Consider the following 24,060-nt stretch of genomic DNA (forward strand, 5'->3'; position numbering starts at 1 on the left):
TCATTCACCCAAACATCTGTGTTTTCATTTCCATCCGATATGCGTGGCAGCGACTCCGCCAGTAAACGAATGATATTTGACATTTTTCAAGCCCGCCTCTTCAAACAGGCCCGCCAGTTCTTTCATTCCAGGGAATTCTCTGGCTGATTCTTGCAGCCAAGAATATTCTTTATAGCTCTTCGCAAACAATTTCCCGAAAAACGGCATAATATACTTAAAGTACATAAAGTAAGCCTGTCTGAATCCGAACGTTTCCGGCTGGGACGTTTCCAGACATACCACCTGGCCGCCCGGCTTCACCACACGTCTCATCTCTTTCAGTACGGTCAAGTAATCAGGAACATTGCGCAGTCCGAAGCCAATGGTCACATAATCAAATGTATCATCATCAAAGGGAAGCTCCATCGCATTTCCGTGCAGCAGTTCAATTTGGCTGAATCCGCCGTCTTTTACTTTCTGCTGGCCGACACTCAGCATATTTTCACTGAAGTCCAAGCCCTTGATCTCACCGCTTTTACCGGCTGCTTTTGCAAGAGCGATCGTCCAGTCAGCCGTTCCGCAGCAGACATCAAGTGCCTTGGCGCCTTCTTTTACATTCATGATGCGCATCGTTTTGTCGCGCCATTTTTTATGCTGCTGAAAACTGATGACAGAGTTCATTTGGTCGTAGTTTTTATATATTTTTTCAAATACTCCGTGTACGCGCTGTTCTTTTGAGTCCTGCATAATGGTTTACCCTTCTTCCACTTTCTGGTGATAGGTTTGGTCTTGGCTGATTGTCTTCAGGCGGTTTAATAAAATATGCTGAATAGGTGAATTTAGAGGCAGAAGTGACTCAATGCTGTTTTTCGCTTTTTTAAAACAATCTTCTAATATCTCTTCTTTTGTTTTTCCCAGCTGTATAAAACTGCCGATCACATCCAGAAATGTATCATTCCCGTTCATAAGCCGCTTAAATACAAAAAAATCACTCGACAGCTCTTTCCAGCGCGGGAGGTTGAAGTGTTCCGCCACCCGATGGAATAAAGCCGACTCAACAATGCCGACACTTTCGAAAAAATCGTGTTCATCCTTGAAAGAACGGTCATATAGCCGAATTTTGTGTTCATTGATTTCTTTGATAGCTGTAGCAAGCGTCCGAATCATGTAGATATCCTTCATTTCAGATAGTAAAGAGTAGTACAGCCCGCTGAAATAATCGCCTGCGAGAACAGTCAATTGGCGGTTTTTGTTTTCGTCTCGTTTTATGACTCTGGCTGTCGTCACTTCATCATGGGTATCAAGGGCGCTTTGTACAAGCATCGCTGTTACAATATAATTTTCTCTGTCATTGTTTTTTATGTCGGCTTCTTCAAATAAAGCATGAAAAAGAAGAAGCTTATCCTCATCAATTTTCGGCGCAGAAATATGCTTCGCTAAATAAGGATGAGACAGCTTTTGTTTTAATTTTGTGTTCAGATTGGCTAAAGTTCCGTAGATGTCTTGCAAAAATATCACCCTTGTCCCCAAATTCACATTTATTTCTTAATCTATGTATGAGTTTTATCTTTTCATTCACTTACGCATGTATCATTATAGCATAAAAAAAAGAAATTGGCTGTATCCTCCCGCTGTTTGCGAGCATTTGCTTTTAACAGCGGGGACAGCCAGCTTATTTTTTTTCGCTTTTCATTTCTCCGTATGCGGTTTGAATGAGTGCCTCTCCTCTGATTTTAATGGCCGAAGTATGCTCTGTAAACTGAGCGATGATTACTTCTCCCTTGTCGAGTTTTTCGGAATGGTGAAACTTTGTATCGGTTCCTCTTGTCAGGCCGATCACATTCACTCCGTCTTCAACCGCTTTAATGATGACAAAATCACTTGAATGCTTTTCGTTCATTTCTAGCACCCTCTATCTTTATTAGTCCTGGCGTTTAATATGTTCCAATACTTCGGCACGGGCAGCTGCATCATCTTTAAAAATGCCTCTGACAGCTGAAGTGACGGTTTTTGCACCCGGTTTTCTCACACCGCGCATCGTCATGCACATGTGTTCTGCTTCAACCACTACCATGACGCCGTACGGGTCAAGCGTTTCTACGATGCTTTCCGCAATTGTAGATGTGATGCGCTCCTGAAGCTGCGGACGCTTTGCAACGGCTTCAACGGCACGCGCCAATTTACTGAGCCCTGTGACCTTTCCGCCTCGCGGTATATATGCAACGTGTGCTTTTCCATAAAAGGGAACAAGGTGATGCTCACACATAGAATGAAACGCGATATCTTTTACAAGAACAAGCTCCTCATGGTTTTCACCGAAGATAGTCTGGAAATGTTCTTTTGGGTCTTCATTCAAGCCGGAGAATACTTCGGCGTACATCTTTGCGACTCTTTTCGGAGTATCAAGAAGCCCTTCTCTGTTCGGGTCTTCTCCGATCGCTTCTAAAATTTGACGAACAGCTTGTTCGATTTGCTCTTTATTAACTTCTTTCATGTTCTATGTCCTCCACCAATGAATACATTTAATTTCGATTCTAGCACACATGCCCCGCTAAAAGCAAAGTGAATGCCCTGTCAGGAAGCCCATGCCCTTGAAATATGAAAAGCCCCTTGGAAAGGGGCTTTTCTGTGAAGAAATAAAGTGTATGTAAGCTAGATGCATACACGATCTATATTCACAATTATTTTCCGGCAACTGCGTCTTTAAGCGCTTTACCTGGTTTGAAAGCAGGTACTTTGCTCGCTGGAATTTCGATTTCTTCACCTGTTTGAGGGTTGCGTCCTTTACGTGCAGAACGTTCACGCACCTCGAAGTTACCAAAACCGATCAGTTGAATTTTATCACCGTTTTTAAGTGCATCTAAGATCGTATCAAAAACAGAGTCAACTGCTTTTGTAGCGTCTTTTTTAGACAATTCGCTTGCTTCTGCAACCGCATTGATAAGTTCTGTTTTGTTCATGCCTTTCACCTCCTCCCAAAAGGAATACATTCAGTTCGTTTATTATCATTTCTTCACAGTTCAGTCTGATTCTAAACCTGGCCCAGAAAAAAATCAGAGCAGGCAAGAGAAAGACAATTAAACGGCTTTTTAAGAAAAACTGCACTCTGAGGAATGTTTGTCCAACAAAGTGAAGAATTTCTGTATGTAGAGTAACACATATAAAAAGCCATATCAAGCATTTTAAAGCGTCAATCCCTTGCTCGTCAAGGATTTAACGTGATTTACCGAACAAATATTCCTTTTTTTGCTTTTTTCATCCTATTCTTTGATCCTTTTCCATTATTAAGAGCAAAGAAAAAAGACCTCCCATTCTATAAAGAGGTCTTCCGGTATTACAGGATGATGGCGATTAAGCCGCCAGAGCCTTCGTTTATAATTCTTTCTAACGTTTCTTTTAATTTATACCGCGCGTTTTCAGGCATTAATGACAGCTTTGCCTGAATCCCTTCTCTCACAATTGAGCTCAGTGATCTTCCGAAGATATCGGAGTTCCAGATGGAGAGCGGATCATCCTCAAAGTCCTGCATTAAATAGCGTACAAGCTCTTCGCTTTGTTTTTCCGTTCCGATAATCGGCGCGAATTCGCTTTCGACGTCTACTTTGATCATATGGATCGATGGTGCGACAGCTTTTAGCCTCACACCGAATCGTGAGCCCTGTCTTATAATTTCCGGCTCATCGAGACTCATATCAGTTAAAGCAGGCGCTGCAATGCCGTATCCCGTCTGTTTGACCATTTTTAAGGCATCAGACACTTGATCATATTCTGTTTTCGCATGGGCAAAGTCTTGCATGAGTTCAAGCAGATGGTCTCTTCCTCTGATTTCAACACCCACCACTTCTTTCAAGATTTGATCATATAAGTGGTCCGGCGCGTACAAATCGATTTCTGCGACCCCTTGACCCAGCTCAATTCCGGCTAATCCGGCACTTTCAATAAATTCAAACTCGCTGAATTGGCCGACAACCCTGTCTACGTCCCGAAGCCGCTTAATATCCTTAACAGTTTCCTTCACGGATTCCTGGTAGCTTTCACGCAGCCAATGGTTTTCTTTTAGCACCATTACCCAGCTTGGGAGGTTGACATTTACCTCAAGCACCGGAAACTCGTAGAGGGCTTCTCTGAGCACACTCAGCACATCTGATTCCCGCATGCTTTCCACGCTCATTGCCAAAACCGGGATATCATATTTTTCGCTTAAATTCTGGCGCATGGCTTCTGTTTCCGGATGATACGGCCTGACTGAGTTGATGACCATAATAAAGGGTTTGCCAACCTCTTTCAGCTCTTCAATGACTCTTTCTTCAGCCTCTATATAGTCACTTCTGGCGATATCACCAATGGTGCCGTCTGTTGTAATGACAACTCCGATGGTCGAGTGTTCTTGAATGACTTTTCGCGTGCCAATTTCAGCAGCCTCATGAAATGGGATCGGTTCTTCGTACCAAGGCGTGTTAATCATCCGCGGCCCGTTTTCATCTTCATATCCTTTAGCGCCGGGTACTGTGTAGCCTACACAATCTACTAATCTTATATTGACATCGAGTCCGTCTGACACGTGAACAGACATCGCCTGATTCGGAACAAATTTAGGCTCTGTAGTCATAATCGTTTTGCCGGCCGCGCTCTGCGGCAACTCATCCTGCGCACGGGCCCGGTCTGCTTCGTTACTGATATTCGGGAGCACCACAAGCTCCATGAATTTTTTAATGAACGTGGATTTTCCTGTACGGACAGCACCTACGACTCCTAAGTATATATCGCCTCCTGTTCGTTCAGCGATATCCTTGAAAATATCGACCTTTTCCAAGTGAATCCCTCCCGGACTTCCTATCCTTATCAATTTTATTAAGCTCTTTCAATCAAACACAGGACACTATATGTGTATGACGTTGTCCTATTTCAATATGACATCTTTAGAAAATTTCCCATCCTCAATCTATTAAAGTATAAAAAAACCTTTCTCCCTATTTGTATGCAAGGGAGAAAGGTTCATTCCTTTTTCATATCATTTTCTAAAAAAACAGGTTCCTGTTTGTCATTTACCGTATATTTCACAGAAAACGCCGGGACGAAGGGCGTTTCTTGCCAAATCATATCCTGAATTTCAGATCCGGGCTTAAACGTTTTTTTGCTTTTTTTGAGCCAAGAAGCCAGCTCAGCCCGGTAATCGGCATATATTTCTCCGTCTCCGTCAATCATAAGCGGCAAGGAATTCCCTGAGATTGGGCTTGTCACTGTAAGAGAGCTTCCAACCCCTAGCTTCTTCTCATCAAGTGTAAATAAATCACGTGACAGCACATCCTGATAAGGCGGATATTGATGCTCCTGGCGGTACATTTGGACACGCAATTTCACATCGCGGATTTTTTCAGCCATCTTTAGATCAATCAATTTAACAGTCGGATCGTTCTCTACGTCAACAAGCACGTATTGATAGTCTCCTCCGCTTTCATATGCCGTGCTTGGAGGTTCGGCCATATACCTCGGCGCTAAACGGTTAAAGTCTATCGGATATTTTTGATACAGCGGTGTCGACATATCTTTTGTTTGAATGGGAAGCAGTCCTCCATTTGCCTGTTGGAATTCATCAACAGCAGACTGGACCTGCTCTAACTGGTCCTGATAAGGAATGGCATGTCCACTGCTTTTCCGCTCATTTGGATATAAACAGCCTGATAAAAACACGACTGCCGCAAAAATCATAGCGCACTTCAGTTTACCCATACAGCACTTCCTTTTACAGCTTTATTCATTGACAGGACCGCTGAATACCACGACAAACACAATAATTCCCGATATGAGCATACACATGTAAGCAAACGATGAAACCGCAATCTTCAGAAAACGATTCCGAAACTTAAACCGGCTTAAATAGATGGACGCTACAGCCAGAAACATCAGACCCATGGACCCCAGTGCAAACCACATTTTCATCAATGCCAGACTCAATGACCTGCGCCTCCCTAATATGTATGATGTAAGCGTTATATTTCATTTTAATATACAGCGCCGGTAAAGATCAACCAGATTTTCCATCCTTTGATAGAACAAAAAACTGAAGCAAAGAGGGGGACCTTCGCTTCAGTCAAATTGACTATATTCACCTGCACGTTTAAGAAACACTCTCTTGGACTTCGATGCTATAGTATGCGACTTGGCATTCAGATGCATCCTCTATTGCCTAAATCAGCAAAATGTTTCAGGAGATCCCAAGACTTGGGTATTCTACTGTTTTTCGGGCTTTCGTTCAATTAAGATATGCGGCCGTCAATACAATTGACACTTTTACTTCACTTGATTTTCAAACGTATTTACCAGATCCTCCATCTCGTGGGTTTTCCCTCTCGCCATTAAAGATTCAACAGCAGTTTCCACTTTTTGTCCGTTAAATAGAACTTGATGGAGTGCTTCTGTAATCGGCATTTTCACATCATATTTCTCCGAAAGCTGGTAAGCCGCTTTTGTCGTACGGACGCCTTCGACTACCATTCCCATCTCTTCAAGCACGTCTTTCAGCTTGTACCCTTTTCCGAGCAAATTGCCGGCACGCCAGTTTCTGGAATGAACACTTGTGCATGTCACAATCAGATCGCCCACTCCTGTCAATCCAGAAAACGTCAGGGGATTCCCGCCCATTTTCGTTCCGAGTCTCGCGATTTCGGCAAGTCCGCGTGTAATCAAAGCAGCTTTGGCATTGTCGCCATACCCTAAACCGTCTGTAATTCCTGCGGCAAGGGCAATGATATTTTTTAAAGCCCCGCCGATCTCAACTCCGATAATGTCAGGGTTTGTGTACACCCGGAAATTGTGATTAATAAATAAATCCTGCACCTCTTCTGCTGCCCGCATGCTTTTTGAAGATGAAGTAACGGTCGTCGGATGGCGCAGCCCCACTTCTTCCGCATGGCTCGGGCCAGAAAGGACAACAACATCTTTTCTGACATCGCTTGGGAGCTCGTCTTCCATAATCTCAGAAATGCGAAGGAGCGAATCAGGCTCTATTCCCTTGCTGACATGAACAAAGACTGCCTTTTTCGTGATAAAAGGCACAGCCTGTCTCAGCACTTCCCGAATCGCTTTTGTCGGAACCGCAACAATAATGAAATCTGCATCCGAAACAGCTTTCCCGATATCCGTTGTAGCCTCTATTGATTCCGGCAGCTTGACGTTCGGCAAATAATCCTTATTTTCATGCTGATCATTGATTTGATCAATTAGATCTGCACGGTGCCCCCACATGGTTACATTTTGATGATTGTCGGCTAACACTAAAGCCAGTGCCGTCCCCCAGCTTCCCGCTCCGAGCATAGTGACTTTTTTCATATTTGCTTCACACCTTTTTATTTTCTAGCTCTTGCAAAAATTTTGATTGGTGTCCCTTCAAAATCGAACGCATCTCTGATTCGATTTTCTAAAAAGCGTTCGTACGAGAAATGCATTAATTCAGGATCGTTTACAAACACAACGAAACTCGGCGGTTTTACCGCCACTTGGGTCGCATAATAAATCTTCAAACGTGAACCGTTATGAGTCGGCGTCGGGTTCATTGCCACAGCGTCCATGATGACATCATTTAAGACATTCGTTTGAACCCGCAGTGAATGATTTTCACTCGCTTTGATAATCGCAGGCATCAGCGTATGAATCCGTTTTTTCGTTAAGGCTGACATGAATAAGATTGGCGCATAATTAAGAAATTGAAAATGGTCACGGATATTTTCTTCAAATTCTTTCATCGTGCTTTCATCTTTGTCAACAGCATCCCATTTGTTTACGACGATCACGACAGCTTTGCCCGCTTCGTGTGCATAACCGGCGATGCGCTTATCCTGTTCAATAATGCCTTCTTCGCCGTCCAGCACAACCGCAACGACTTCTGAGCGGTCGATTGCTTTCAGCGCCCGCAGTACACTGTACTTTTCAGTCGTTTCATAGACTTTCCCTTTTTTTCGCATGCCGGCAGTATCAACAATGACAAACTCCTGCTGGTTGTACGTAAATGCCGTATCAACAGCATCTCGTGTCGTTCCTGCCACGTTGCTCACAATGACGCGCTCTTCGCCGAGCATCGCGTTCACTAGCGAGGACTTTCCGACGTTCGGGCGTCCGATCAGGCAGAATTGAACCACTTCTTCATCGTATTTCGTTTCAGGAATGTTTTTAAAATGCTCTGCAACGGCATCCAGCAAATCACCTAATCCGAGTCCGTGTGTTCCCGAAATTGGATACGGCTCGCCAAAGCCAAGCGAATAAAAATCGTAAATATCCGCTCTCATTTCTGTGTTATCCAGTTTATTAACTGCCAAAACAACTGGCTTTTTCGTGCGGTACAAAATTTTCGCTACTTCTTCATCAGCAGCAGTCACGCCTTCACGGCCGTTCACCATAAAGATAATGACATCCGCTTCATCCATGGCGATTTCAGCCTGCTGGCGAATCTGCGCTAAGAACGGCTCATCACCGATATCAATACCGCCAGTATCAATTAAATTAAAATCATAATTCAGCCACTCAGCCGAGCTGTATATCCGATCCCTTGTCACACCAGGGGTATCTTCTACTATTGAAATTCTTTCTCCCGCAATCCGGTTAAAGATTGTGGATTTTCCTACATTTGGTCTCCCGACAATGGCTACGACAGGTTTACCCATAGTACCCTTCCTTTCGATCCAGCCGCTTTCATTTTTACATAAATTTTCAACCGGTTATTAAAATCATTTCATTCACTTTTATGAAAAGAAACCCTTCAGAGGAAGGGCTTAACTCATTTATTATATCAGTTTTTACTGGGATCACAACTATTCTTAAAAATGTTTCACGATCAAATACAAGTCATCTCCAATTCTGTGCGCTATTCCATCAAGGATCGCCTCAAGATTTTTAGCGAAAAGCTCCATCTCCTTTTTGTCATTGCAAAAAAAGACAGGAGCTCCCCCCGCAGCCCGGTTTCGGTTCGTCGTAATCACAGACAAAATCATTTTCGTAAGAGATTCGCTCATTCTATCACCTTATTCTGGTTCTTGATAAATTCCGTCGGCATTCTGATCGCGTTTTCCAAAGTTGGAACATTGCTGATAATCTGAACAGCTGTTTCGGGGTGATTAATTTGCGGAAGAACAAAAACTGCCACTCTCCCGTCATTTAAATCGCGTTTTGCAATTGGAGTGAGAGACGGCTCGCCCGAATCCCGATAAACCCCGAGTACATTCGAAACATCAAATAAAATGGCCTGGCGCTGCCCTAAGTTGGCAATCGTCGCTGCTGAATTAAAGTTTTTTGGCGTTAAAATAAATCCCATGCCGTGCTTTAAAATCAGCTCCTGTTTTTCCGGAAGCCCAATATTCATCATATAAATATTATCAACAAACAGTCCCGGACCGTCAAAGTACGGCTTTATGTACTCGATATCTACAATATCCTTCAACACACTGCCCGACATAAATTTCATTGCCAGCAAGAAACAAACAATAGCCGCTATGACTGCAGCCCAAATGGATAAAAGCACATACGCAGAGGTTGTCAAAAGAGCTGTAAAGATCACGATATAATTTCTGCTTTCAAACGCAATCGCAATTCCCTCAATATATGTGCTTCCCCTTGAGACAAGTTCATACGAATCCATTTGCGTCAGTGTGTTCCGCTCCATATTTCGAACATCTCTAAATTGCGTCGCTGCCAATGTTAAAAACGTGATGGCCGTAAATTCCTCCTGCAAAAGCGCCGGCATAATAATGGCCCCTAAACCAGCCGCAATCAGCCCTAGTGCAATGTGAATGACTTTCCCATGAACATAGGTCGGATACTGGCGGTAATCCGTTTTCAGCATATAAAGCCGTGTCGCGACCCCGGCAATGACCCCAGCAATAATTGGATAAATGTAATCACTCATGACATTTTGGTAGCTCCTTTATTTGATCTTTTGCTCTTTTGACCAATCTGGCTTGCCAGCTGTTCGTATTTCGATATGCCAAACAGCAATATAATACCTGCGGAACACGTATTCAGCCATTGAAAGCCACCGACAGCCAAAGCCCCGGCCAGCTTCTGAATCACAAACGAATACACCAGTTCGCCTTGGCACATCCCTAGCACAAATAATGTAAGCTGTTTCGGGAACTCCCTTTCAACCGAAGCTGTCAAAAGCACTAATAATATTACGGCAGCCCACTCAGGTTTTATGATAAACCAAACTGGATCATATAATGCAAAAAGATAAACAAACGCATACCCGGCAATAAGCATCAGATAGACCATGAGATAACGAAAACGATACATTCTCAAATACCCTGCATAGACACACCCGCAGAAAAAAAACATCATATAAGCAGTATTTAAGGAAAAATATAAAGTGATGTCATGTATGCTTAGAATCATATTAGTCAAAATAAAGACAGAGACGGCAAATCGCCTTTTCGTCTTTTCAAAAATAAAGGTCGTCAGGACCCACAGAAACCACATTGACCAATAGTAATAAAATTGTTCCATTTTGCTTCCTCCATACTCCCAGTATGGAGTCCGAGCGCTTTTTTTAAACAATCCACCTCACAATAAGGAGTATGATCATGGGAAAAGACAGACAGGAAAAAAAACTCAAAGCTTCTGGCAGAGTCGAATCAGATCGCGACCAGTCCATTCACTATGACGGAGCAACAAGCCTTGAACAAAATGGAAAATTCAAAAAGCGAAAATCATAATGCAAAAGCCCAAAACTCATAAGGTTTTGGGCTTTTTATCATTCATCGCACACTATAGCTGGACGTATCAATCCCTCTCTCTGTGAGCCAGTGATGGGTTTCACCTTTGATCACAAGAGGTGTCTTTTGCAAATCAGTAACCGTTCTGGCGCCCAGTACGGTCATAATCATTTTTAATTCGTCAAGGATCAGCTGAACCTCCTCAAGCAGTCCTTCCTCTCCGCTTTCAGTCAGCGCTTTTAAAAAGTGTCCTGCCATTCCGGTGCAAGAGGCCCCCAGCGCTATTGCCTTTGCCACATCAAGCGCATCCTGCAGGCCTCCGGACGCCATCATTGTGCTTGCGGGAAACGCAGAGTGGATTTCCGCCAAACTTGCTGCTGTCGAAATGCCCCACGAGTTAAAAAAGGTGATTTGCCGATGTCTTCGGAGATTTTCGATTTTCGAGAAATTCGTGCCCCCGTAACCGCCGATATCTACAGCTGCAGCACCAGCTTCATAAAGCTTCCCTGCTGATTCTTTGCTCATACCGAAGCCGACCTCTTTCACAATGACCGGCACACTGACCTGACTGCAAATTTGTTCAATACGGTCCAGAGCTCCGCTAAAGCTTCTGTCTCCTTCAGGCATCACAATTTCCTGAATCACATTCAAGTGAATCTGCAGCGCGTCTGCTCCAATCATTTCCACTGCTTCCTTTGCCTGATCAGCTGTCGCCTCGCTTCCCAAGTTGGCAAAAATCAGTCCGTTTGGGTTTTCTTTTCGAACGATTTCATACGAAAAACGCTCTGAGGGATCTTTTAATGCTGACATTTGGGATCCGACAGCAAGAGGTATACCGGCCTGACGAGCCGCTCGTGCAAGTGATTGATTAATATCATATGTAAGTTGTCCGCCGCCGCCAGTCATTGCATTGATAAAAATCGGCGAACTGCTTGAAAGTTCGCCGATTTTTGTGGAAATATCTACTTGTTCTAATGCAAGATCGGGCAGACTGGCATGAACAAACGTAATATCATCAAGACCCGTGTCCCGCTTTTGTCCAGTGGACAGGGCATGATTGATGTGTTGTTTTTTCCGTTCTGCTCGAGTCACGTTTATCACCAATTATTTTAGTTTATTCAGCTTATCTCCGATCAAATCACCAAGCTGGAAGCCAGTGCTTGTTTCTTCCTTCGCCTGATATTGACGGTAATCTTCCTGATCGGCTTTAGGCGCTTCTTCAAGTTCACGCATACTTAATGAAATGCGCTCCTCATTTTCATTCACATCAAGAACCTTCACTTTTACAGTCTGTCCTTCTTCAAGGACTTCATGCGGCGTGCCGATGTGTTTATTGGAAATTTGAGAAATATGAACGAGACCTTCAACACCCGGAAAAATTTCAACAAAGGCTCCGAAGCTTACAAGACGCTGCACAGTTCCTTCAAGCACGTCGCCTGGTTTCACTTTCTCGCCGATTTGGCTCCACGGTCCAGGCAGTGTGTCTTTGATAGATAAAGAAATACGTTCATTATCACGGTCAACCGATAATACTTTCACTTTTACTTCTTGTCCCTCTTCAACAACGTCAGACGGCTTCTCCACATGGGAGTGGGAAAGCTGCGAAATGTGTACAAGTCCATCGATACCGCCGATATCAACAAACGCACCAAAATCAGTCAGGCGCTGCACTTTGCCATCAAGTACACTTCCAACTTCGAGAGACTGAAGAAGTTCTTGTTTTTTATTTACTTGCTCACTTTCAACAACGGCACGGTGTGAAAGGATCACGCGGTTTTTATCACGGTCAAGCTCTACAACGAGCAGAGACAGTGTTTTTCCTTTATAATCAGTAAAATCTTCAACGAAATGCGCTTCAACAAGTGATGCCGGAATAAAACCGCGAACGCCGATATCAACGACAAGTCCGCCTTTCACGACATCTTTAACTTCAGCTTCAAACACTTCTTTTGTTTCAAATTTTTTCTCAAGGTCTTCCCAAGCGCGGTCTGCATCAACAGCACGTTTAGATAAAATCAAAGCATCGTCTTCCACTTTTGTTACTTTCAGGTCAAGCTCGTCGTCTACTTTTACAACATCCGATGCTTTCTCTACATGAAGACTTGATAATTCACTGATTGGAATAATGCCGGACTGTTTGACATTGATAATTTCAACATCCACATGCTTATCCTCTACCTTTGTCACAATCCCTTTAACTACATCTCCAACCTCTGGCACTTGAACATCAATTTGATTCATTTCCTCTGTCATTTGAATAACCTCCTTGGTCCAAACCTACACAGCTTAATTAAAACGGTTTAAAAGCTGGACATATAACATGCCCGCTTTTAGCCGAATATGTATTAAAGAATCATCCAAAAAAGTTTTTTGAATGATCAATAAAAAGTTTTATTAGTATTAACTTCTAATAAAAGGACAGGTTTGTCAAGCAATAACATTCTTTCTTGGCTGAAAAAATCCAAAAAAGTGGCATTCGCTATAATCAGCGGGACTTTTGCTCCACTGCCTTGAGGATTTTAGCAGCTACCTCTTGAATGGAAAGAGATGTCGTATCGATTTCAAGAGCGTCTTCTGCTTTGCGCAACGGTGATACTTCGCGCTCTGAATCAAGCTTGTCTCTTCTTGCAATTTCCTCAATCAATGTCTCATAGTTGACATCGTAGCCTTTTTTCACGTTTTCTTCATAACGGCGTTTCGCTCTTTCCTCAACAGAAGCCAAAAGAAAGATTTTCACTTCAGCATTCGGCAGCACGTGAGTCCCGATATCACGTCCATCCATGACGACGCCGCCTTTTTCCCCAAGTTGCTGCTGGCGTTTTACCATTTCTCCCCTGACGCTTCTGTGCTTTGCTGCTATTGAAACTTGGTTGCTGACTTCGTCTGTTCGGATCGCCTCAGTTACATCGGTGCCGTTAACGAGCACTTTTTGTCCTACTTCTGTTGTCATCAGTTCAATGTTTGTCCGCTTTAGCAGCTCAGCCAGTTTTTCTTCATTTGCCAGGTCAATGTTTTCTTGCAAAGCCGTGTACGTTATCGCCCGATACATCGCTCCTGTATCAATATATATGTACGATTTCTTCTCAGCCACAATTTTGGCAACGGTGCTTTTCCCCGCAGCTGCCGGGCCGTCAATTGCAATCGATAATTTCTTTTCCATAATTCCTCTCCTTGCTCTTTTCTCCTCTATGGATTGTATCACGAACTTTATGAAAAAGGGTGGAAAATTGATGAATAATTAACGTTTGAAGGTTTCAATCCTATTGTTCTCCTCCATTTTATCCACCCCTTCATATTGAATCACTTTTGATACATAAGGCTCAATATGCTCATAGTGAAAAAGAATCTGGACACCAAGTAAAATGATGGCCTGAATAAACAATAATTTGATCAGCAGCCGTTCAAATGTTTTCATCGGAGCACCTCCATCAACAAATAGTATGGAAGTGTTTGCCGATGTTTATTCCATCCGTGCCTTTCTTCTCTTATTTAACTGGCGCCGGATGCAATATTGAAGCAGAAACTGCTGGTCACTCGCTGAGATTCCCGTATACTCAAGGGTCATTTTATGCTTCCCTGTTTTCGGATCATCAAAGACTCGTCTGACAACGGCTTCTGTTTCTATTTGACGTATATTTTCATTTTCAGAAAGACTGATAATCAGGCGCAATGATTCTCCGGATTGAAAGGAATGGCCATCGGCTAAAATTAAGGCGATGCCGCCCGCGCTGATATTATAGGAAAGTGTGCTGAACTCTTCCTCAGCTGCCGGCTGCATTCGCACATCCAATACCGCATCAGTTCTCACATACTGGCGGCGCTGGATCCGTTTCACCTTTTCACGGGGAGGCACTTCAAGACAGATCATTTGAAGTTTGTCCTTCACTTTACCTTTTATACGGCTTGTAAAGCGGTAAGGAACTTCGTCTTTGCCCACAAACTCTACCGTTACTTCCATATCGTTATGCAAAATCACAGTTCGCCCTGTAGCTACATCCACCGGGTACGCGATCAAAAGCTCATTGTTTTCGGTGCTTACAGCTTTACTCTTCGCTTTTTTCAATTCATTTTCTTCTATATATTCTAAATGTACATTTTCCCCAATCTCGATCATTAACTTCACTCTTTCGTATTCAATATGCTCACATTTTTATTAAAGCACGTTATGAAAAAAAGGAAAAGACATTTAGTCCTTTCCTCCTGTTTTTATAGGTCTTTATATATAGGTTCGGCATTTTTTAATTTTTCAACCTTTTCTTCCGAACCATCACTGGCATTTATATACATTCTGAATGTGTCATTTTCAATTGTCCCGAGCATTTCATAGCATAACACTTCTTGGCCAAGTTCATTTGTAATCAAAGCAAGCCTTGTTTCTCTTACTTGTACATTTTTATTTAATTTCGATTTCGCTTCTGCCTCAGTAATGGCCGGCTTAGGTATATTTCTTTTTCTGTGGGATGTTAGGAAGTCCCTTGCTGAAAAGCCGACAACCTCACCGTCATCCAAAGCCACTTTCATGCGAATTGCTTCCGGGTACATCCGGATTTTATTTTCAACAGGAACATATGAAAATACGCCGATTTTATCATATTGGGCACTTTCATCAATTTCCAAATCATCTGTTTCAAATCCGTTTTTCTTTAAAAAGGCGAGCGCGCGGTTCGACCCGTCATTCAAACTGAATTTCTGATTCTTCACTTTTCTGTTTTGGATCAAATATACCGGATGCCCGCCCTTTCTCGTAATATCCATATAAATCGCTGCTTTATGGTCTGGGTCTTTCATGCTGACGCTATATACGTCGCGGTTTGTTTTTTTTCCGCTTTTCACCACTTTAATTGAATAATTGTCATCCGGAGCAAAACGCTCAGCAATTTGTTTTGCTTCCTGTTCGGAAATTTGTTTTCCTTTAAGATGGCTGAAGCCCTTCTCTTCTTTTTTGGTGCTGGTGAAACTCGGGCCAAGGTCTGTTCCGGTGGAGAATGCACCGACATTTTTTTCGACGGTTTTAAAGCTGTTGATAATCGTATTATCGCTTTGTTTTTCGTCAGAAGCCAGTGCCATCTCTACGTCCATCCAGCGAAGGTTTTTGCTCATAACAAGGTGCTGAACATGACGCAATTCATTTTGTATATCTTCGGATTGCTGATATAGCTTATTTAGTGATGTATACTCTTTTTTATCTAGCGGCTTTTGCTCCAAATCTCTGACTGACGTTTTATAACTGAAATCGCCGATCTTTGATAATAACTCTTCTGTTTTGTTAAACGGCATTAATGTAAGCGGCAGCTGACTGACACTGTTATGGGCTTCAGATGTAATCCTCCACACATCTACCAATGCAGGTGACAGTGATTTTTGGCTGTTCATGGCGAGTGTTGTTCCGATTTTATCGTGAAGCTGATCCATCTGATAGGTAAGTTCATGGAACGCCCGCTGGTAGTTATTTTCAGCATGAAGAAGAACTGCGTCTTTTTCCTGGTGCTCTTTGTATCCCCAGTAGCTTGTACCGACAATTGCAATACCGAGCAACGCGATTAAAATACCTCTGATCATTTATCACACCTCATTTTTATGCTTTCTTATGTCCTGCTACTCACAGAAAATGTGTTTTCCGATTCTCTTGATCTGCGGGCGTCCCCAAATCCATGCGCTGGTCGCTGTATCCGGATTAAAGTAGTACAGTGCTTCCTCGGTTGGATCCCAGCCATTAATGGCATCCAGCACTGCTTCTCTTGCCGTTTCATTCGGCTGCATATAGATTTGCCCGTCAGCCACTGCTGTAAAAGCAAGCGGTTCAAAAATAATACCAGCTACTGAATTTGGAAATAACGGACTGTTCAAACGGTTCAAAATAACTGCCGCAACGGCAACCTGACCCTCGTACGGTTCTCCCCGTGCTTCCCCGTAAACCGCTTGAGAAAGCAGCCGAATATCATTGTTGGAAAATCCGCCAGGCATGTTAGCTGCGACCGCGTCCTGTTTTCTTGTTTTTGCAGGTGTGTTGTTTTGCTGTTTATCCGCTTTAGGCTGCTGCGTTGTTTTTTCCGCAGGCTGTTTCTGCCGCGCTTCTGCTTGCTGTCTTGCTTTTTGTGTTGCTGCTTTTGACGGTTTCGTCTGATGCTTCAGCGGAATTTTTCCGTAATGCGTGAACGTATTCCCTTTTTGAAGCTGTTCCATGACATATTCACGATAGTATTTAGATTTAGATATTAGGGTTTGCTTTGTTTTAGCCCCTACAAGGCCATCAACCTCTTTTAACCCGAATTGATCCTGAAAATTTCGAACTGCCCAGTACGTTCCCCATCCATAAACCCCGTCAATTTTTCCGTTATAGTATCCATTATATTGAAGGCGTGCTTGGAGTTCGATCACATCGTCTCCTGTAGCCCCTCTTTGAATGACCTGATTGGAAAAGGCAGAGATGGTTTCAGTATTGATAAACGTCGTTATTGTAAAGGAAAAAAGGATGAGACATGCCATAATCGTTCCTTTGGACTTCATCTTTTCAAGCCTCCTACAGCAAATTTTTGAGTGTAATCGTATTTTCTGTAACGAGGTTATTTTTATACACTCTTTCCTTGTTATCCCTCAGAACATAAATCTCATTTGATAAATCGGCACACAAAAAGCCGCACGGTTCTGTGCGGCTTCTATACTTGCATCATATTGACGGAACGGGCTTTTTTCGCTTTGCGCAAACCAAACCACCATAAAAACAACATAAATGGAAACATATAATAAATCCAATTGCTGAGTGCTGTCAGAATAAAATCATACGATCCATGCAAAAGTGACGGAACAGCTAAAGAAAGAATAAGCCACTTCACACGCGCCTTATGAGCGGAAAAACGGGCTTTCCCAAGGTAAAATCCCATAATAACACCTATCAAGGCATGGCATGAAACTGGCAGCAGCGCCCTAACAAACGCATGCTCCACACCGTGGCCGATTAAGTAAAGAATATTTTCGAGAGTTGCAAAACCGAGCGATACACTGGCCCCGTACACAATCCCGTCATAATGCTCATCAAAGTGGGCGTGCGGGTATACACTGACCATCAGAATAAACCATTTCAGTGATTCCTCCAAAAACCCTGAAGTCAAAAAAGAAACGAAAAAGCTTCCGCCTCCCACATTTTCTTTTTCAAGCACGTACTGGATAAACATTGTGGGAAATACAAGAACAACTCCCAGAAAAAACGACCGAAGCACCATATGTACAGGTTCATTATCATACTGATCTTTTAAATAAAAATAACTTAACAGCGCGATGCCGGGAGCGATTCCTGCAGAGATGATTGCAAACATCAGGCAACCTCTTTCCTTTATATTCCTAAGTCTATCCTACCATGTTGTTTGTGATTTTACATCTGTCTGAACTTAAAAAAACAAAAAGAGCATACGAATTCTTCATATGCTCCCCTCTTTAATAATTTTCTCTTTTGGCGATTTCCGCTGCGATATGTCCCCCGTGAAATCTGCCGTTTTCAATAAATATTTCATTTGCATTGTTCCCGGCAACAATGACCCCGGCAATAAAAATGCCTTCAACGTTAGTTTCCATCGTTTCTTCATTAAAAAATGGACGTCCTGTTTCTTGATCAATTTTAACACCCATTTTTTCAAGAAATTGATGATCGGGATGATAGCCTGTCATGGCAAATACAAAATCATTTTTAATGGTAATGAGTTCCTTCTCGCCGGAGCGGAATACCACTTCATCCTCGGTGATTTTTTCGACACAAGCCCCAAATTCCATGCGGATTGTCCCGTTTCTGACGAGCGACTCAAATTCAGGCAGGATCCACGGCTTAATGCTTGGCGAATACTCATTGCCCCTGTATAAGACTGTGACACGCGCTCCAGATTTCACGAGTTCAAGCGCAGCGTCTACGCTTGAATTTTTGCCGCCAATGACGACGACATCTTTATCAAAGTACGGATGGCCTTCTTTAAAATAATGGAATACTTTTGGCAAATCCTCACCGGGTACGTTCATATAGTTTGGGTGATCATAATAGCCTGTTGCAATAATACAATACGGTGTCGTGTAAGTCTCTTTTGACGTCTCTATAACAAATGAATTGTTTTCCGCTTTCGTGACTCTATGCACCATTTCAAACGCATTGACACGGATGTTTTTCCGTTTGACAACTTCCCGGTAATACGACAAAGCCTGAATTCTGACAGGTTTTCTGTTTTCCGTAATAAATGCCACGTCTCCAATTTCAAGCTTTTCACTTGAGCTGAAAAAGGTTTGATGCGTCGGATAATTGTAAATGCTGTTAACGACATTGCCTTTTTCGATGACGAGGGCATCAATGCCAATTTGTTTTAGGTGAATGGCAGCAGATAGTCCACAAGGTCCTCCACCAATAATTATTGCTTTTTCTTGAATCATTTCCGTCAACTCCTGCGATTGGCATTTCACTTCATATTTTTATATTTCCGAATAAAAAAATCTCCTATTTTATCATAGGAGATTTTTTATTTTTATGCAAATTATCAACTTATATCCAGCCTCTAAAGCGCGAAGCTTCAGCCATTTTGCGAACACCGACCATATAAGCAGCGAGCCTCATGTCAATTCTTCGGTTTTTAGCCATTTCATAAATATTGTTAAATGATTTGATCATCATTTTTTCTAATTTCTCTTCTACCTCTTCTTCACTCCAGTAGAAGCCTTGGTTATTCTGAACCCATTCAAAATATGAAACCGTTACGCCACCGGCGCTTGCCAGTACGTCTGGCACAAGCAGAATGTCCCGGTCTGAAAGAATTTTTGTTCCTTCAAGCGTTGTTGGCCCGTTTGCCGCTTCAACGACAATTCCAGCCCGGATATTATGGGCATTTTCTTCTGTAATTTGATTTTCAATTGCGGCAGGAACAAGGATATCACAATCCAGCTCCAGCAGCTCCTGGTTCGTAATAGTATCGTTGAAAAGCTTTGTTACGGTACCGAAGCTGTCGCGGCGGTCGAGTAAGTAATCGATATCGAGGCCTTCCGGATCATAAAGTCCGCCATACGCATCTGAGATGCCGACAACCTTTGCTCCCGCATCATGCATAAATTTAGCTAAATAGCTTCCCGCGTTTCCGAAGCCTTGAACAACGACACGCGCACCATTAATATCGATGCCTTTTTTCTTTGCCGCTTCTTTAATACAGATCGTTACGCCTTTTGCTGTCGCAGATTCTCTCCCGTGAGATCCGCCAAGCACAAGCGGCTTGCCCGTAATAAATCCAGGCGAATTAAATTCATCAATTCTTGAATACTCATCCATCATCCAAGCCATGATTTGTGAGTTTGTAAATACATCCGGTGCCGGCACGTCTTTTGTCGGGCCGACAATTTGGCTGATTGCTCTGACATACCCTCTGCTCAGACGCTCCAGCTCTCTAAACGACATATCCCTTGGATCACAAACAATTCCGCCTTTACCACCGCCATATGGAAGATCAATTATGCCGCATTTTAAACTCATCCAAATAGAAAGCGCCTTCACCTCTTTTTCTGTTACGTTCGGGTGAAAACGTATCCCGCCCTTCGTCGGACCGACAGAGTCATTGTGCTGCGCACGATAACCTGTGAAAATCTGTACTGAACCGTCGTCCATACGAACAGGTATTTTTACCGTTAATAATCTCATCGGCTCCTTTAACAGTTCGTAGACTTCTTCGGGATATCCTAATTTTTCCAGAGCCTTATGTATTACGGTTTGGGTTGATTTTAATACATCAAGTTTGTCCTCTTCTGTATGACCGGTGTTTCGATCGGCTGCCATTTGAGTTAACCTCCTAGAATCTTCTGTTTCTCACATGCTCCCTTTCAGAGAATAGTATACACCTTCATATGATCTATGCATAGAATAAACGTTATGTTTTTCCATGTTTTTTAACTCAAAAAAAACTGCTGTGAAATCAGCAGTTTTCCGTTGCATTTTTATAAAAAATGAGTCTGTATCGTCTCAACAGCATTATCGTCCATAATAAGCTTACCATACTCTTGCAAGCGATAAATCGTTAAAGTTGTCGGATTGCCGTATTCAGCCAGAACCGACACAACTCCCTCAGCCGTATGTGACCCCAGGTCTTCAAGGCTTAAAAAGTACTGTCCCTCATAGTGGTAGACAGTCCCCCCTGTGATACCGATTCGCTGTAAGCTTTCTGAAAGCTGAATGATATCTTCAAAGGAATGGAATTGATAAATGATGTCCGCGCTTTCATCAAGCTTGACTTGCATTTCGATGTAATCATCATCATACTCATCGTCTTCGGAATCTGCTTCTTGGTTCTTTGTTACGATCACAACCATCCCTTGTGCTTGGAGAGAATACACTTCCACTGCAATCGGTCCATTCGCTTCAAAGCCGAGCTCTGTATTAGCTTCATTCATCATATCTTTAAATAACTGGTGGACTTTAAATGAGTCCTTCCAGAGGTCTTCTTTTGTCAATCCCCGGTCTGTCAAATCATCGAGGGTTAAAAAGATTTTAATCTTATTATAATTCAGACGCTCAAGCCGCATAACGTTCCCTCCTGCCTCTACTTGCACACAAATCATATAACACATTATATGAGATGATGAGTCATAGGTTCTTAATTGTTATCAGTTTACACTGAGTTCACTAGTAAGACAAGCACAATGCAGTTTTTATTGCCTTATTGATTTTTGCTTTTGAGAAGTTATTCTGGCGCGCAAAGAGTTACAATATGTGTTTCTGGCTCAGCACCTAAACGAAGAGGCACTTTTGTCGTGCCATATCCGTTGCTGATCAGATACGCCGCATGTTTAACAATACCTGTTTTTCCAAGCTCATATGGGCCGAATTTCCCAAACCTGATCTGACCTCCATGGGTATGTCCGCTGAATATCGCATCAATACCGTCGGTTTCATTGATTTGTTCGTGGATTTCCGGGTTATGGCAAACCAGAATATTCAGCTGGCTTTTGTCGAGCTCTTTAATGGCTTCCTCATAATGATCCATCTCCATCTTGATATCATCAACTCCCGCAATCGCAATCGTATGCCCATTGTGCGAAAACGAAACTGATTCATTCCTCAGGCTGATGACACCGTACGCTTTGAATATCGAATACAGTTGATGCTGTCTGACTTCATAATCATTATTTCCCCACACAAACACGACAGGGACCCCAATATTTGAGAGCCGTTTGATGTTTTCCTCGATTCTCGTACTGGGCACCCCGCCCTCGGCTAAATCACCGCCGATAATAACCAGGTGAGGGGCATGACTACGCGCTTTTTTTAAAAGGTCTTGATCGATGGAACGTTTATGAATGTCCGAAATAAAAAAGATTGTAAGAGGCAATTTGCCCTTCATTTTTGATAAAAGAAACGTATGTGTTTTCAAATGGTTGCCTTTTGCTGTTGAATACATTTTTGCCGTCATAGCCGCTGCGGCAACAGTTAGCACACCGGCAATTTTCACTGATAGCTTCATAAAAACTCTCCATTCTTTTTAGAACTTACCAATAAGACGGACAATAAAAAAAAGACGTTTCTATCGTTTGAGAAAACGCCCCATTTTATTTACTTTCAAAATATAGATTAATATCATATTTGTGCTTCATCATTTGAAAAACAGACTCTCTCGCCTTCCATTTATCCGGCTGCGGCCAAAGATCAGTGCTCTTCTGAATAATTTCGCATCTCAGTTTATGGAAATCGCCCTCAGCTTTATCTTCCTTTTTCTTAAAATAAAATGAAGTGCAGTATGCAAAAGCGGTGGCCATCATCCAAAATAAATAAAAGGTACGGCTTAGCATTTCTTGAAGAACGAGCTGAGGCGCCGGGCTTTTGATCATGATCATAAGACATAATAAACCCAAGCAAATGAGTGAAGCCCATCGCCATCTGCGGCATTGCGCTGCATAATTTTCAAATTTTTGTTTTCGTTTCACCAACGCTTGGAGCATCTGTTTGGTCGGCGCATCTGTAAACTGATCGAGCTGATTCCATAAGGATTCCATACGCTTCACACCTTGTCCATTTTCATTGCTACAATATATGAGCGTGAATTAAAAAAAATGCCCTATTCATTCATCAAGGGGGATGTCCAAAACTTGTCCGGTGTATACATCGTTTCCATTCAAATGATTATACGCACGGATTTTTTCTTCTCCCGACCGGCTTTTATAATATTTCATGGAAATGCGGTACAGCGTTTCTTTCTTTTGGACGGTGTGCTTAACTACGCGTTTCGCCTTAGATTGAACTGGTTCTGCCGGCTGCTGTTCTTTTTGGGCTGCTGTTTGTTGGGAAGAGGAAGCAGCCGCGGCGGTTGCTTCCTCCTTATTTTCTGAGTCTTCTGTTTCCGCTAAAGCAGGCTGTTTTTTATCAGTTGTTGTTTTTGCCGGCTCTTTAGCCTTTGTATTCTCAGACTTTTTTTTGGACGCTTGCTGCAGTGCAGTCTCTTTGGTGTCGTCCTCTTTGATGTCTTTTTTACCCTCTGATCTCGGTACAACCTCATATTTGCTTTGGCTGCTGTCGATAAAAACATCTTCATAATCGTCACGGTGATCCGGGTGGTTTTTTAGATAAAATAAACTGACTAAAACGATAACCGGCACAAATACAAATAATACAGCGAGCACAGTGAATAATGGCGTTTTTGTTTTACCTTGCTTTTTTTTCTGTTCTCTTTGATTTTTTACAGATTGTCTTGTCGGAAGGCTTTCTCCATCATCATCGAAATATTCGTCCGCCAAGGCGGCGTTTTGATCTTCATAAAGATTCTGGTTTTTTCTTCGCTCTACTCTCGACATGTTCGTCATGTTTATCCCTCCTCACATGTTCAAAACGAATCTGACAGGCAAACACGGCATCAATGATAAAATGCGCCGTCATCGGAACAAATAAGTTACCGGTCCATTCATACATCAGTCCGAGCAAAAAGCTGATTGCTGTCACCATGATAAATAACAGCCATTTTGACAAATACCGAAAATGAAGAACGGCAAATACAAGGCTGGCCGCCCATAAACCGATATGAGTCTGCAGCACTCCTCTGAATAACATTTCTTCCGCGAAAGCAATCAGAAGCGTTAAAAATATAATATGAGGGATTGACCTCTTACTGAATATTTTTTTATTGATTCCCCCGTCATCATATAGATGGGGCGGGCACCATTTCATCACTAGCATATCAGCTAAAATCACAATAACAGCAATAGAAACACCGTACCATATGATTCGCATATCGCTAATATCCCAGAGTTTTAGTACGTCTCTGACATCCTTAAAAAAGAACAATCCTGCTGCAGCTGCGGCGATGAGGATCAAAAGCTGCGTCAAATATAACTGCTTCAGCATATCACGGTCTGACATTTGCTGAATGAAATCCTTTTGCTG

At 42.6% G+C, this 24,060-nt stretch carries 29 protein-coding genes; 1 reads left to right on the forward strand and 28 read right to left on the reverse strand.

The genetic code is table 11. From position 1 onward, the window contains the following. Positions 1–24: 24 nt before the first annotated feature. The 13 genes from menG to V6D41_RS00460 all read right to left on the reverse strand — a co-directional run bounded on the left by menG (position 25) and on the right by V6D41_RS00460 (position 10,470). Entirely contained in the window at positions 25–726 is a 702-nt protein-coding gene (gene menG / locus V6D41_RS00400) for a demethylmenaquinone methyltransferase (RefSeq protein WP_087990542.1), read from the reverse strand. 6 nt (positions 727–732) lie between these two features. Next, on the reverse strand, positions 733–1,488 hold the full coding sequence (hepS, locus tag V6D41_RS00405; protein ID WP_333516923.1) for a heptaprenyl diphosphate synthase component 1: 756 nt from the start codon (positions 1,486–1,488) through the stop codon (positions 733–735). A 163-nt stretch (positions 1,489–1,651) separates the two neighbouring features. After that, on the reverse strand, positions 1,652–1,879 hold the full coding sequence (gene mtrB / locus V6D41_RS00410) for a trp RNA-binding attenuation protein MtrB (RefSeq protein ID WP_087990544.1): 228 nt from the start codon (positions 1,877–1,879) through the stop codon (positions 1,652–1,654). A 21-nt stretch (positions 1,880–1,900) separates the two neighbouring features. Then, a complete protein-coding gene (folE, locus tag V6D41_RS00415) occupies positions 1,901–2,473 on the reverse strand; it encodes a GTP cyclohydrolase I FolE (RefSeq protein WP_087990545.1) in 573 nt (190 codons plus the stop codon). A 187-nt stretch (positions 2,474–2,660) separates the two neighbouring features. Continuing rightward, the gene (gene hbs / locus V6D41_RS00420; protein WP_003153447.1) at positions 2,661–2,939 is read right to left on the reverse strand and encodes a non-specific DNA-binding protein Hbs; all 279 of its coding nucleotides are present in this window, start codon (positions 2,937–2,939) and stop codon (positions 2,661–2,663) included. 374 nt (positions 2,940–3,313) lie between these two features. Then, positions 3,314–4,792, reverse strand: coding sequence for a stage IV sporulation protein A (gene spoIVA, locus V6D41_RS00425; RefSeq protein ID WP_333516924.1), 1,479 nt, complete (start codon positions 4,790–4,792; stop codon positions 3,314–3,316). A 182-nt stretch (positions 4,793–4,974) separates the two neighbouring features. After that, positions 4,975–5,709 (reverse strand): hypothetical protein, encoded by a 735-nt coding sequence (locus tag V6D41_RS00430; protein ID WP_333516925.1) that lies wholly within the window; start codon positions 5,707–5,709, stop codon positions 4,975–4,977. Between the two features lie 21 nt (positions 5,710–5,730). Next, positions 5,731–5,934 carry a DUF2768 domain-containing protein gene (locus V6D41_RS00435; protein ID WP_087990548.1) on the reverse strand — a complete coding sequence of 68 codons (204 nt, stop codon included), beginning with the start codon at positions 5,932–5,934 and terminating at the stop codon, positions 5,731–5,733. Positions 5,935–6,270: 336 nt separating this feature from the next. Next, positions 6,271–7,308 (reverse strand): NAD(P)H-dependent glycerol-3-phosphate dehydrogenase, encoded by a 1,038-nt coding sequence (locus tag V6D41_RS00440; protein ID WP_333516926.1) that lies wholly within the window; start codon positions 7,306–7,308, stop codon positions 6,271–6,273. A 17-nt stretch (positions 7,309–7,325) separates the two neighbouring features. Continuing rightward, positions 7,326–8,636 carry a ribosome biogenesis GTPase Der gene (gene der / locus V6D41_RS00445; protein WP_148961470.1) on the reverse strand — a complete coding sequence of 437 codons (1,311 nt, stop codon included), beginning with the start codon at positions 8,634–8,636 and terminating at the stop codon, positions 7,326–7,328. A gap of 153 nt (positions 8,637–8,789) precedes the next feature. Further along, on the reverse strand, positions 8,790–8,984 hold the full coding sequence (locus V6D41_RS00450; protein WP_333516927.1) for a capping complex subunit for YIEGIA: 195 nt from the start codon (positions 8,982–8,984) through the stop codon (positions 8,790–8,792). Then, the gene (locus V6D41_RS00455) at positions 8,981–9,874 is read right to left on the reverse strand and encodes a YIEGIA family protein (protein ID WP_148961469.1); all 894 of its coding nucleotides are present in this window, start codon (positions 9,872–9,874) and stop codon (positions 8,981–8,983) included. Before V6D41_RS00455 ends, V6D41_RS00450 begins: the two co-directional genes overlap by 4 nt. After that, a complete protein-coding gene (locus V6D41_RS00460) occupies positions 9,871–10,470 on the reverse strand; it encodes a YphA family membrane protein (RefSeq protein ID WP_148961468.1) in 600 nt (199 codons plus the stop codon). The genes V6D41_RS00455 and V6D41_RS00460 overlap by 4 nt, the downstream gene beginning before the upstream one ends. 77 nt (positions 10,471–10,547) lie before the next feature. On the opposite strand from V6D41_RS00460, the gene V6D41_RS00465 reads away from it, so the two are divergent. After that, positions 10,548–10,679 carry a YpzI family protein gene (locus V6D41_RS00465; RefSeq protein ID WP_010334754.1) on the forward strand — a complete coding sequence of 44 codons (132 nt, stop codon included), beginning with the start codon at positions 10,548–10,550 and terminating at the stop codon, positions 10,677–10,679. Positions 10,680–10,721: 42 nt separating this feature from the next. On the opposite strand, the gene fni is transcribed toward V6D41_RS00465, so the two are convergent. The 15 genes from fni to V6D41_RS00540 all read right to left on the reverse strand — a co-directional run bounded on the left by fni (position 10,722) and on the right by V6D41_RS00540 (position 24,036). Then, positions 10,722–11,771 carry a type 2 isopentenyl-diphosphate Delta-isomerase gene (gene fni / locus V6D41_RS00470; RefSeq protein ID WP_333516928.1) on the reverse strand — a complete coding sequence of 350 codons (1,050 nt, stop codon included), beginning with the start codon at positions 11,769–11,771 and terminating at the stop codon, positions 10,722–10,724. A gap of 12 nt (positions 11,772–11,783) precedes the next feature. Continuing rightward, entirely contained in the window at positions 11,784–12,932 is a 1,149-nt protein-coding gene (rpsA, locus tag V6D41_RS00475) for a 30S ribosomal protein S1 (RefSeq protein WP_087990555.1), read from the reverse strand. A gap of 232 nt (positions 12,933–13,164) precedes the next feature. After that, positions 13,165–13,839 carry a (d)CMP kinase gene (cmk, locus tag V6D41_RS00480; RefSeq protein ID WP_333516929.1) on the reverse strand — a complete coding sequence of 225 codons (675 nt, stop codon included), beginning with the start codon at positions 13,837–13,839 and terminating at the stop codon, positions 13,165–13,167. 78 nt (positions 13,840–13,917) lie between these two features. Then, a complete protein-coding gene (locus V6D41_RS00485; RefSeq protein WP_333516930.1) occupies positions 13,918–14,094 on the reverse strand; it encodes a YpfB family protein in 177 nt (58 codons plus the stop codon). 45 nt (positions 14,095–14,139) lie between these two features. Further along, the gene (locus tag V6D41_RS00490) at positions 14,140–14,793 is read right to left on the reverse strand and encodes a flagellar brake protein (protein WP_333516931.1); all 654 of its coding nucleotides are present in this window, start codon (positions 14,791–14,793) and stop codon (positions 14,140–14,142) included. Positions 14,794–14,885: 92 nt separating this feature from the next. Then, complete coding sequence (gene ypeB / locus V6D41_RS00495) at positions 14,886–16,238, reverse strand: germination protein YpeB (RefSeq protein WP_087990559.1); 1,353 nt, start codon at positions 16,236–16,238, stop codon at positions 14,886–14,888. Between the two features lie 36 nt (positions 16,239–16,274). Beyond that, positions 16,275–17,186 (reverse strand): spore cortex-lytic enzyme, encoded by a 912-nt coding sequence (sleB, locus tag V6D41_RS00500; RefSeq protein ID WP_333516932.1) that lies wholly within the window; start codon positions 17,184–17,186, stop codon positions 16,275–16,277. Between the two features lie 149 nt (positions 17,187–17,335). Further along, on the reverse strand, positions 17,336–17,992 hold the full coding sequence (gene prsW / locus V6D41_RS00505; protein WP_087990561.1) for a glutamic-type intramembrane protease PrsW: 657 nt from the start codon (positions 17,990–17,992) through the stop codon (positions 17,336–17,338). A 118-nt stretch (positions 17,993–18,110) separates the two neighbouring features. Next, on the reverse strand, positions 18,111–19,085 hold the full coding sequence (locus tag V6D41_RS00510; protein WP_333516933.1) for a YpdA family putative bacillithiol disulfide reductase: 975 nt from the start codon (positions 19,083–19,085) through the stop codon (positions 18,111–18,113). A 109-nt stretch (positions 19,086–19,194) separates the two neighbouring features. Further along, positions 19,195–20,469, reverse strand: coding sequence for an NAD-specific glutamate dehydrogenase (gudB, locus tag V6D41_RS00515; RefSeq protein ID WP_087990563.1), 1,275 nt, complete (start codon positions 20,467–20,469; stop codon positions 19,195–19,197). Positions 20,470–20,627: 158 nt separating this feature from the next. Then, positions 20,628–21,212 (reverse strand): genetic competence negative regulator, encoded by a 585-nt coding sequence (locus V6D41_RS00520; RefSeq protein WP_148961461.1) that lies wholly within the window; start codon positions 21,210–21,212, stop codon positions 20,628–20,630. A 158-nt stretch (positions 21,213–21,370) separates the two neighbouring features. Next, complete coding sequence (locus V6D41_RS00525; protein WP_333516934.1) at positions 21,371–22,150, reverse strand: metallophosphoesterase; 780 nt, start codon at positions 22,148–22,150, stop codon at positions 21,371–21,373. An 85-nt stretch (positions 22,151–22,235) separates the two neighbouring features. After that, on the reverse strand, positions 22,236–22,679 hold the full coding sequence (locus V6D41_RS00530) for a YpbF family protein (protein ID WP_087990566.1): 444 nt from the start codon (positions 22,677–22,679) through the stop codon (positions 22,236–22,238). 66 nt (positions 22,680–22,745) lie between these two features. Further along, positions 22,746–23,483 carry a LysM peptidoglycan-binding domain-containing protein gene (locus tag V6D41_RS00535; protein ID WP_333516935.1) on the reverse strand — a complete coding sequence of 246 codons (738 nt, stop codon included), beginning with the start codon at positions 23,481–23,483 and terminating at the stop codon, positions 22,746–22,748. Next, positions 23,434–24,036, reverse strand: coding sequence for a CPBP family intramembrane glutamic endopeptidase (locus V6D41_RS00540; protein ID WP_333516936.1), 603 nt, complete (start codon positions 24,034–24,036; stop codon positions 23,434–23,436). The genes V6D41_RS00535 and V6D41_RS00540 overlap by 50 nt, the downstream gene beginning before the upstream one ends. Positions 24,037–24,060 lie beyond the last annotated feature (24 nt).

The organism is Bacillus sp. 0102A (assembly GCF_036765155.1).
GTDB classification, from domain to species: Bacteria; Bacillota; Bacilli; order Bacillales; family Bacillaceae; genus Bacillus; species Bacillus subtilis_G.